Below are 11,054 nucleotides of genomic sequence, written 5' to 3' on the forward strand. Positions count from 1 at the left end.
TTGAAACCAACTTTAAATTTTACTTAGCCAAAGCTATAGCAGGTTTAAATGCTAACTATTTTAAAACACGAAAACTAGCTTTTGCTAAATCAAACTAGCATGTAATTTAAACAAAAGCCTTTTGCGCGCAGTTTAAGAGAAATGTTAGAAGCATTTAAGATAAAGCTGGCTAAATTTATTAAGTTAAGCATAAGTTTACAAGCTAAACATCTTAAAATATACAAACAAAAAACCTGTTTTAAAAAAGACAAACGCAAAAAAGCTATTAAAACAAGCATTTTAACTATGATAAACTTTCATTTATAAGGCAAATCACACCTTGCATTTACTAAATTTATAATCTCACCAAATTTCATCGCCAAATCAAAGCCGTTATGTTCTACTCAAGTCTATATTTTTTTATAAGTTTTTTGATAGTTCCATCTTCATACATATCCAAAATCGCCTTGTTTATCCCATCTTTTAGCTCTGTTTTCATGCTGTTTCCAAAAACGATGGCATAACCCTCACTATCAAATTTATCCTCATAAAAAACTTCTATATCATCATTTAACCCCAAATCATCCAAAAATCCAACAACATTTTTGGAGTATCCAGATACGGTTCTTCCTTTTTTGGTATAAATATTTGCCAGTGTTCTATCAAGCGCTAAAACATCTACTTGAGCTGTTTTTAGCTCTATTATCGCACCTATACCCTTTTTTACGGTTAGTTCTTTTACTATGATATCTGGAATTTTGTGTAGTAGCCCTACTTGATATCTGTTTTTAAACGCACCTACGATTTTGCCTTTAATAGTTTCGTTTAAGTCTTTTATAGACTCATCGTTTTTTCTTTTTAAAAAGACCGTTGATGTGTTTTTGTAGTAAGGTGTTGAAAACTCAACAACAGATTTTAGCTCTTCGCTTACATTTATGCTAGAAACAACCATATCGGCAAGATTACTATCTGCCATATGTTCAAGGCTTTCAAGCTTTGTATCTACTATCTCGTAAGTGAAATTTAACTTTTTGGCAAGTTCATTTAGCAAGTCTATCTCATACCCTGCCGTTTTGCCATCTTTTGGCATACTAAATGGCTGATACCCGACATTCATCCAAACTCTAAGATGTTGCGCGTTTAAGCTTAAAATAAAAAGCATTAAGGAAAATATAACTTTTGACATAAAACCCCCTTAAAGAAAGCTTGTTATAATTTTATACCATATTTGGTTAAATTTAACTTTAATTTAGCAAAAAATATATTTTAATTATCTTTTATTTACTTTATTTGAAATTTATCAACCTCTTTAAAATCATCTTTATCAAAGGCAAAAGCTTTATAGACTCTTCCATCATCATATCTTACTTGCAAATACTTAGCATCAAATGCAACTCTAAGTCTCATCGTGTGCCAATTAAATTCGCCAACATCTAGTTTAGTTAAAAGATATTTTTTATCCATAAGATAAATTTTACTATCTTTAAACGCGATAGCTAGAAAATCGCTATTTTTACTCTCATTTACGTGCAAATGCTCGAAATTTTTAAGAGATGGGATTTCTTTGAAATCAAGCTTGTTATCATAAACTGTTATGTTAAAAACATCTCCTTTGCTGTCTTTAAAAAATATTCCACTATCATATGGTTTTAAATTTGTAAACCTGCCCCAAACCGCAACGGCTGGGAATTTCACATCTAAATTTAGCGCTTTATCATTTAAAAAAGAAGAGAATTCCTTATCTAAATTTCCATCGTGATGATAAATTTCAAGTCCATTTTTAGCAAAGTAAATCATATCTTCACTAAAAGGTATGGACGATACTTTTGGATCAGGATTAAACAGCGGATAGAGTGGAATTTGTGGGGGCTTGGCGTCTGCTGGTGTGTAACTCATAGAAAATCTTGCATTTTTTATACGCTCTTTGCTAAAACTCTCGCCATCAATCACAACCGGCAGTTTTCCTTGCTGCTCTAAGTCCATATAGTAGTTAAAAGCAAGCTCATTTTTATACTCTTTTTCGCTTTTAAACTCTTTGCCACTTGCGCTTTTATAAGCAAAATAATGCCCGCCAAGGTTGTGCTGATAGATAAATTCTTTCAAACTTGGTGAGTAAAATATATAATAATTCTCTTTTTTCTCTTTTAAACTCTTATCATAAAACCCAACCCCGCTAAATACAAAAACAACTGCTAAAACAACGTAAATAGCACCTAAAAACGGTGTTTTTAGTGATGTTTGCTTATGTGAAAGCAAGGAGTTAAAACACAAAATTCCACCAACTACGGCTAGTAAAATAATAACCAAAAAGCTTCTAAGATAAAAAAGCACCATAAAAGATAAAACCGTAAAAACAACAGCTAAAGCAAAGCTAAAAATTGCATTTTTGTTTATCACAACCGCATTTGTAAATATATAAAAAAGTACTCCGCAAAGTGCGTAGTAGCACCAATTTATCGCTATTTGCTCTAAGATAACAACCGGATAAAAAAATGAGCTAAAAACTAAAAGCCATCCACCAAAAACAAGCCAAATCGCGCCAAAAAGTATAAAAACTGGATAAAAATGCTCAAGCAAAAGCATAGCACTACTTTTTGGTAGATGAAGCAAGCACTTTATACGTGCTCTTTCGCTTAAAAACTGAGCTAAACTAACTCCAACTCCTAAAATCACCCAAACCCATGCCATAACGCTTTCAGGATGGTTATCAAAAAAGTTATACCCATACCAAATCACGCTCTCAGGGTGAATCGCACCAAAATCATATCTTACTTTAAAGCAAAACCACAAGAAAAATCCAGCCAAAACCACAACCAAAAAGATAAAAACTCCCTTTAGCCTGCTTATCTCTTTTAAAAAAATAGATCCCACATCTTCCCCCTACTCATATCTTCCAACAAAGCCAAGGAATTTATCCTCAAATGTCGCATTTATAGGCATTTCATCATCGATTTGGCAAAAGCCGTATGCCATTTGATGGTTTTTAAATTTGTCTATATTTTTAAACCCAAATTTACTCAAATCCCTATCCAAACCAACTTTATAAACTCTAAATTCGCGCATAAACTCGCTCATCGAGCTTTGATACACCTGTCCGCCTCGCTCAACTATGATAAACTCATCGACTAAATCTTGCAAATCGCTCATGATATGGCTTGTTATAATGACGGTTTTATCCTTGCCATCAAGATAGTCTTTTAAATAATCCCCAAAAAGCCGCCTATATCCAGCATCAAGCCCCATAGAATAATCATCAAAGATAAGCACTTTTGCATCTTGAGCAAACAAACTTGCCAAAATTACTTGTGATTTTTGTCCAAAAGACATAGAATTTAGCTTTTGATTTTCATTTAAGCCCAAAAGTTTAACCAGCTCTTTATAAATTTTACTATCCCATTTTGGGTAAAATGGTTTTAAAAATCTCTCATACTGCGCTATACTTAGATAATCATAACTTATAAATCCCTCAAAAAGAAGCGCGATATCTCTTTTAGCCTCGTTATCAAGGTTAAAACTCTCTTTTCCTAGCACTTTGCACTCGCCACCTTTTGGGTGAATGTAACCCATAAGAATGTTTATAAGCGTTGATTTTCCAACACCATTTCGCCCCAAAATTCCAAAAACACAGCCCTTTGGCACTGTAAAACTTAAGTTTTCATATATCATTTTTTTACCATAATAGTGCGTTAAATTCTTGACCTCAACGGCATTTTCTCTTGCAAAAGCGCTATTTGGCTGAGTAAATTCATCATTTGTTTTTAAAGGATTTTTTTGAGTTTGCACGGTTATCCTTGAATTTAAATTTCGTTTAATTTTACCTATTTTTCTATGAAATTAATCTTAAAAGTCATTATCACAAATGATTTTATTTATAAGATTTTTTAGCGATAAAAATTTGGTGATAAATTTATTTAGCAAACCCAAACTTAACCAAAACAAACTCGTATCAGCTGTAGCAAATTTTTAGTTTTTAGTTAAATTGTGAATTTAATTTAACTTTAACAAGCTAATCAAATTTAATAACTCGCAAAGTTATTTAGCACTTTAAATTTTAATTTTTCGCTTTTAAATTTTGGTTTATATTTTGAATTATTAGATACTTTCGCTTTTAAATTTAGCTTTTATGTTTTTACTTTTAAAAATTTATGAGATATCAGAAGTTAGGCTTTTCACGCTTTAAATTTAAATCTTAAAATTTAGCTTTAAAATTTATTAGATACTTTCGCTTTTAAATTTATCAATCTGGTTTTATAACAAATAAAAAAACTATTTACTTGTAAAACCGATAAAACCTACTACTTTTTTAACAAAATAGTTTGAAAATTTAACTCATCAAATTCTAATATTTTTATCTTAATCGCAAAGGCTATTTTCTTGCCAAAAAATACATCAACAACCAAACTTTTAAAAACGGCTAAAAGTTGGCAAACTTGAAACAAATTTTCATAAACCGGTATTTAAAATTCAGTTTTTAATATTTAAATTTAAAATTTAAATACTGCGTTTTTACAATCACAAGGGCTTTTTTTTGCTAAAAATATGCCAATAATTAGCAAAACAAATCTTTCATTTACAAAAAAAGTATAAATTTAAATATACGTTTTATATCAACTTTTTATGCTATTTTTGCCAAAAAATGAACTAGCAAACAAGCATGATAAATTTTTAGTTTTATAAATTTATAAAATCTATAATTTTAAACTCAATTTTACAAATAGCAAATGCGTTTTTATAGTAACCATAAGGGCTGTTTTTGCCATAAAAACGCATTGATAAGCAACCAAAATCAACCTTTTTTGTTTTAAAATTCATCAAATTTCATAACAAATCTTTATAAAAATGAAATTATCAATTAAATAAATTTGAAATTTTCATCGTTCAATCTTACAAAAATATAAATAAATTTAATAAACTTACAAATTTATTTATACATAAATTTAAACATTTTTCGCAAAAGCTAAAAGGTTGTCAAATTTAAAGCTAAGTTATATTTAAATTTATAAATTTCAACAAATTATATAAATTTAAACCATACCAAACTCACAATAAATTTGATAACTTCAAAACCTTTTAAACTCTAACAAATTTCAATAAATCAAGCCCTAAATTTAGTAAATCTTATAGCACAAAACTCCCAAAACCACGCCTATCCAGCGATTTTTATAGCTAAAGTTTTGCTTGATTTATAATCAGCCTTTCCAGTCCCAAGCAATGGGATTTGCTCTACTTTATGCACTGAAGTTGGATGCATTAAATTTGGTATATTCGAAGCTTTTATAGCGCTCATTACCTCTTTTTCTTCTGTGCTTCCATCATACAACATAACGATTTTTTCGCCCTTTTTCTCATCGGCTAAATTCACACATATAAAGTGAATACTATCTTTAAAAATCTCGCCTAGCTTATCTTCTAGCGCTCCTAAGCTTACCATTTCGCCGCCGATTTTTGCAAAGCGCGAAACTCTATCTGTGATGTATAAAAAGCCATCGCTATCAAGATATCCTATATCACCACTTTTATAGTATCTAACATCATTTATCGTTACTATAACTTCATCGGTTTTAGCTTGATTTTTGCGGTATTCTCGCATAACTTGATGTCCACCTATAAGTATAAGCCCGCTTTCTCCTTGAGCAAGTTCTTCAAGGGTGTTTAAATCAACTATTTTTATCACAGTTCCAGGAAGCGGAAGTCCAACGCTGCCAAATTTATTAAACACAAGCTCTTTAAAGCTGTCAAGTTCAAGCATATTTGGCATATTTACACTTACAACTGGCGTTGTTTCAGTCGCTCCATATCCTTCAAAAATATCAACACCAAATTTCATCTTAAACTCATCTTTTACACTTGGTTTTAGCTTCTCAGCCCCAGCTATGGCAAATTTAATAGTTTTAAACATAAGGTGATTTATGCGTGGATTTTTAGCATAGAGTCTAAAAAATGTCGATGTTCCAAACATCACAGTTGCACTTTGTTTAGCCGCCATTTTAGCCACAGCTAGCCCATCTGTTGAATCAGCAACATGCACACTTGTTATGCCCTCACTTAGTGGCAAATACGTCGTGACAGTAAGCCCAAAAGAGTGGAAAATCGGCAAAGAAGCAAGTATGACTTCGTTTTTATCGCTGTTTAAAAGCCCAGAGATTTGTTTTACGTTTGACATAATATTTTTATGGGTTAAAACAACGCCTTTAGGCTCTCCCTCGCTTCCACTACTGTATAAGATAATCGCATCATCATCGATTCTAACATTTCTAAAATATATAATATCTATCATAAAGCTTGGAAGTAAAATCGCCTTTATAGCGGCATAAATTTTCGCTTTTTTGCTGATACTAGCGCCGACTTCTTCAAGATAGATAAATTTGGCGCTTAACTCATCGCTAAAAACAAGCCCTCTTGAGCTTAGTTTTTCTATAAATTTTTTAGATGTGACAATAGATTTTATATCTGCATTTTCAACGCATTTTGCCATATTTTCAACGCTTAGTGTGTAGTTTAAATTCACAGGAATTTTACCCATTATAAATAAGACTAAATTTATAATACTCCCCATCGCAGATGAAGGCAGTATCAAGCCGATATTTTGGCTATCCTTAAACGAGTTTCTAAATTTCTTTAAAAATATCAAAACCGCGGTTATGACTTTAAAGTTGTTCATCTCCACGCCAGTTGAGTCCACGATAGCCTTTTTAAAGAGATTTGCTTTAGCATTTCTTAACCAGTTAAATTGCACCGGCTCAAGCGAGTTTATGTATTCGCCCCAGCTAAAAAACGAAAGTTGCATAACTTTTTGCTTGACTTCACTAGCTGTGCTGCTATCTGGCATTGGTTCGCCAAAGGTAACGCCTAGCATCCTTTTTCCCTCTTTTGAAGTCATATTTTTAAAGTATTTTCTAGCGCGCGAAAAAGATGAACCCCAAAGCCCTCTTATATAAAATGGGACTATTTTTGCTCCAGTTGCGTTTGAGGCTACTTCAAAGCCTTTTGCAAACTCATCAAGCTGTCCGTTATAGCTTATATGACCTTCTGGGAAAAGTGCTACAACTTCGCCATTTTCAAGCCTTGTACGAACATTTTCTAACGCACTTTTGTTCATCCCACTTCCTATAGGAATGACTTTAAAAAGTTTGAAAAACCACTGCAAATACCACCTATCATAAAAGCTTCGATGGATTACAAATTTAACCGGTCTTGGAGTTGCTATTTGAACTACAGCCCAGTCTATCCAGCTTATATGATTTCCTAAAAGAAGCACGCCGCCTGTTTTTGGTATATTTTCAACTCCGCTAACATTTACACGGTAGCCAAATTTTAAAAAAGGTATAGCAAGAAGACGTGAAAAAAGATGTGGCAACGCCTTTATAGCGTAAATCGCACAGACTAAAATGCTAAAAGCTGCAAAAACAAAAATTTGCTTTGTGCTTATCATAAACTGCACAAAAACAATAGCTAAAATCAAAAATAAAATCATAAATAAATTTTGCACAAAGTTACTTCCAGCAAGCACCTTTCCCATGCGTTTTTCAGATGTGAAAAACTGAATATTTGCATTCAAAGGCACGATAAAAACTCCACCAGCAAAACCAAAACAAACAGACGCAAATCCTAGTCCAAAGGCACTTTGCGAACTAGAAAAAAGTAAAAGCGAGATAAAAAGACCAAAAGCGCCAAATGGCACAAGCCCAAGCTCGATATGGTTTTTACTATATGCTCCTGCAAAAAACGAGCCACAAACAAGACCTATCGCGCTTACTGCGAGTATGGACTGGATAACTACAACGTTATCAGCGCCGCTAATTAGCTTATAATGAGCTGGAAAAACCGCGATGATAAGTTGCGAAATCGCCCAGAAAAACGACAGCCCCAAAGTACAAAGCCATACATTTTTATCTTTTATTATCATACTCATATTTTTTTTCAAATAGCCAAATTTAACATACTCTTTAAACTCAAATTTACTATTTTCATCGCTTGCTTTAAAAAATGGAATTTTAAAAGTGAAAAATGTCTCCAAAACAGAACAAACAAAAAGCATAACGCCGATAAACCAAACTGACTTCATCAGCTCTGCTGGACTTGTCGATGAACTCGCATAAACTTCAAACACAACTGAAAATGCAAGAGATGACAGTAAAATCGAGATGATTGTCACTGCTTGAACGACTCCATTAGCCGCTCCAAGGTTTTTTTCTCCAACTATCATCTTTATAAGTCCATATTTTGCTGGAGAGTAAATCGCACTTTGGATAGCTAAAAGCAATGTCATAAAAAACGCCACATAAAACCAGCCCAAAAGATAAGAAATCGTTATTAAAAATGTAAGAAAAATCTCACTAGCAGCGGCGTATCGAGTTATAGTGGTGCGAGAGAATTTATCATTTAAAAATCCAGCCAATGAAAAAAACGAAACATAAGGAAGCAAAATAAGCAAATTTACAACCGCAGTTAGGATAACAAGCTCGTTTCCAGTATAGCTTTTAACTAAAATATTTTGAATCGTTATCTTATGCCCTAAATCAACTATAGCGTTTATAAACATCACCGCTATAAAGGGCGAAAATCCTCGCAAGGAAAACAGTTTCGTCATTTTATATCCTTTTTGTATATGTTAAATGTCTGGTAGTTAAAAATATATGGTTTTAAAGTTAGTGTAATGTCTAAAATCAGGCGGTAAAGCTCGTTTTTATCACTTGATTTCTCAAGTGCTTCTTTAGCTATCTCGCCTTCGATTTTTGCTAAATTTAAAGCAAATTCAAGATAGATTTTAACTATATCAAAGCCGATTTCGCTGTTTTTTGCTCTTTTTATGATAGATAAAATTTCAAGCTCTTTTTGAGTTAAATTTCCATCCCTGCTTAGTATATAACCATCTTTTATAAAGCCTTCAAGTTCGCTCTTTGAGATGTTTAACTCATCTTCGATTTTCTCTTTAGAAACCTCTTTTTTAAACCCAGCGCCCATAAAAATATCAAGCGAATTTAAAAGCGACTCATAGCAGTTTTCAAAGCTAAAATCATCTCGTAAAACAAGAGTTTTTAGCTCTTTGATTGAAAAGTTAAAATAAGTTTGAGTGTATTTTATAAATTTAAGCATTTTAACCGTATCAACACCGTATGAGTGAACGTTGGTTTTAACCTTGGTTGGTTTTGGAAGCAACCCCTCTTTTATGTAAAAAAGTATGGTTGATTTAGGAGTTTCGGTTAGTTCTATTAGTTCGCTCATCTTATAATGAGTCGGCGCAGAACTGTTTGTCTTATCTTGCATAGCTTCTCCATTTATGATTTTAAAACTTTACAAAAATGTTGCTTAAATATTCATAAAGTGTATAGTATCACTTGACAATCAACATAAAAGTTACAAATTTACAGAAATTTCTAAAGGCTTGATCTAGCTTTTGCTACTTAAATTTAAAGGATATTTATGCAAACTGTTGATTTTCATTCACATTTTCTTATTAAAGTTGCGAAATTTAACCAAATTTTTGACAAAATAGCTCTAAATTTATTTGCTAGGCAATTTAGCATAGACAAAAAAAGCTTATAAAAATGGCTTTACTGGCTATGAAAACAACTTTTCAAGACTGATTAGAGAGTCTAAATTTACTAAAAAATCAGTTGTTTTTAGCTGGTGCGAAATTTAATACCTTAAAACCCATAAAGACAAAACAGTTTGCGCGAGAAATGACGATGCGCTGGAGTTTTACAAAGAGAACAAAGATATAGCTTTGCTATTTTTCTATCAACCCAAACAAAAAAAATGCTCTAAATTTAATCCAAAAATACCACAAATTTGGCTTTTGCAAAGCTAAATTTCTTCACTTTTACTTAGATATTGATTTAAAAGATATTATATAAGGAGTATTTTGCCTTGCTTTGCGAGCTAAAAATTCCACTTTTAATGCATATTGTAAGCCAAAGCGCTGTAAAATCAAAAAGCCCCACAAGGCGCAGATGAGCTAAAAGCTTCATTAGAGCTTGGAGTTATGGCAAGCTTGCGCATATGAGAATCGATTGCAAAAATGCATTTAAATCTCTTAGTAAAATCCTCTAAATTTTGATAACGACTACTAGAAATTTTAAGATATTTGCACGAGTTTGATAACCTTTATGCAGGTATTTTGGCACTTCTTACGCCAATCTCGCCAAAGTATTATCACATCTAAAAGGGCAAAAGCAGATTCATCACAGGCTTCTTTATGGAAGCGATTTTCTAGTTTTATTTACAACTATTTTTAACGCCTATGATTTAAATTTATCAAACAGACTTAAACTAAATTCCATTAAAAACCCGCTAAATAGGCAAATTTTAGCCTATAGACTCTATTTTTGAAACACAGCGAAATTTTTACCAACTATAACAAGATACTAAGCAAAATTTGGTAAAATAAGCAAAAATTTCAAGGAAAAAAATGCAAGTAACTATCACAAATAAAGACGTTGCGAATTTAAAAAAATTTATGATTTTACACAGTAAAAAGGCGGTTCGCCAAAAGCTGATTAGCTTTTATGCTGTGCCTTTTGAGTTTATTTTGGTTGGAATTATTTTAGATGGATTTTTAAAAACAGTTCCGCTTTTATCACTTGTTTCGTTGGTGATGGCGGTTTTTTGGCTGATTATTTATCCGATGTATTATAAAAATATGTGTAAAAAACATATAAAATTAGCAGAAGAGATGCAAGAATCAAGAGTTGAGATGAATTTTTTAGTCGATGATGAGAAAAATATCATATCATTTTCTCCTAGCCAAACTCCACGAGCGAGCGAAAAGTTTTCTGCTAGTTCGCTAAATCGCATAGTAAAAAGCGAGCAAGACTACTTTTTAGGCTTTAAAGAGGGTCATCACATCGTTTTACCGGTTACAGATGAGAGCAAAAAAGTAGTAGAAAAACTAAGCGAGGATAAGCAAATTCACATAGAATGCTTTGAGTTTTAGTATAAATTTAGGGCTAAATTTTAGCAGCATTTAGCCTATTTTAACGCGCGAGTTGGTTTAAGATATGAGATTTATTTGCTAGTGGTTTTTTGCAAGTTATGTTTTAAAATAAATTATAATCTTATTTCGATATTGTACA

Annotated in this window: 6 protein-coding genes; 1 reads left to right on the forward strand and 5 read right to left on the reverse strand. The window is 32.2% G+C overall.

The window, feature by feature from the left end; translation table 11 throughout:
- Positions 1-379: 379 nt before the first annotated feature.
- From CGEO_RS08530 to CGEO_RS08550, 5 genes are all read right to left on the reverse strand, one after another.
- The gene (locus tag CGEO_RS08530) at positions 380-1,165 is read right to left on the reverse strand and encodes a substrate-binding periplasmic protein (RefSeq protein ID WP_075493192.1); all 786 of its coding nucleotides are present in this window, start codon (positions 1,163-1,165) and stop codon (positions 380-382) included.
- A 95-nt stretch (positions 1,166-1,260) separates the two neighbouring features.
- On the reverse strand, positions 1,261-2,850 hold the full coding sequence (locus tag CGEO_RS08535; protein ID WP_075540221.1) for a DUF4857 domain-containing protein: 1,590 nt from the start codon (positions 2,848-2,850) through the stop codon (positions 1,261-1,263).
- Between the two features lie 9 nt (positions 2,851-2,859).
- Entirely contained in the window at positions 2,860-3,762 is a 903-nt protein-coding gene (locus tag CGEO_RS08540) for an ABC transporter ATP-binding protein (RefSeq protein WP_242647995.1), read from the reverse strand.
- 1,363 nt (positions 3,763-5,125) lie between these two features.
- On the reverse strand, positions 5,126-8,569 hold the full coding sequence (locus CGEO_RS08545; RefSeq protein ID WP_075540220.1) for an acyl-[ACP]--phospholipid O-acyltransferase: 3,444 nt from the start codon (positions 8,567-8,569) through the stop codon (positions 5,126-5,128).
- The gene (locus tag CGEO_RS08550) at positions 8,566-9,246 is read right to left on the reverse strand and encodes a MerR family transcriptional regulator (protein ID WP_075493189.1); all 681 of its coding nucleotides are present in this window, start codon (positions 9,244-9,246) and stop codon (positions 8,566-8,568) included. The genes CGEO_RS08545 and CGEO_RS08550 overlap by 4 nt, the downstream gene beginning before the upstream one ends.
- A 1,144-nt stretch (positions 9,247-10,390) precedes the next feature.
- Here CGEO_RS08550 and CGEO_RS08555 point away from each other — a divergent pair.
- Positions 10,391-10,915 carry a hypothetical protein gene (locus tag CGEO_RS08555; protein ID WP_075493188.1) on the forward strand — a complete coding sequence of 175 codons (525 nt, stop codon included), beginning with the start codon at positions 10,391-10,393 and terminating at the stop codon, positions 10,913-10,915.
- Positions 10,916-11,054 lie beyond the last annotated feature (139 nt).

It is taken from the genome of Campylobacter geochelonis (assembly GCF_013201685.1).
Classification (GTDB): domain Bacteria; phylum Campylobacterota; class Campylobacteria; order Campylobacterales; family Campylobacteraceae; genus Campylobacter_B; species Campylobacter_B geochelonis.

Bases quoted from the DNA above. Each gene is read 5' to 3' on its own strand.
- CGEO_RS08530 (WP_075493192.1), bottom strand. From the start codon at position 1,165: ATGTCAAAAGTTATATTTTCCTTAATGCTTTTTATTTTAAGCTTAAAC.
- CGEO_RS08545 (WP_075540220.1), bottom strand. From the start codon at position 8,569: ATGACGAAACTGTTTTCCTTGCGAGGATTTTCGCCCTTTATAGCGGTG.
- CGEO_RS08555 (WP_075493188.1), top strand. From the start codon at position 10,391: ATGCAAGTAACTATCACAAATAAAGACGTTGCGAATTTAAAAAAATTT.
- CGEO_RS08550 (WP_075493189.1), bottom strand. From the start codon at position 9,246: ATGCAAGATAAGACAAACAGTTCTGCGCCGACTCATTATAAGATGAGC.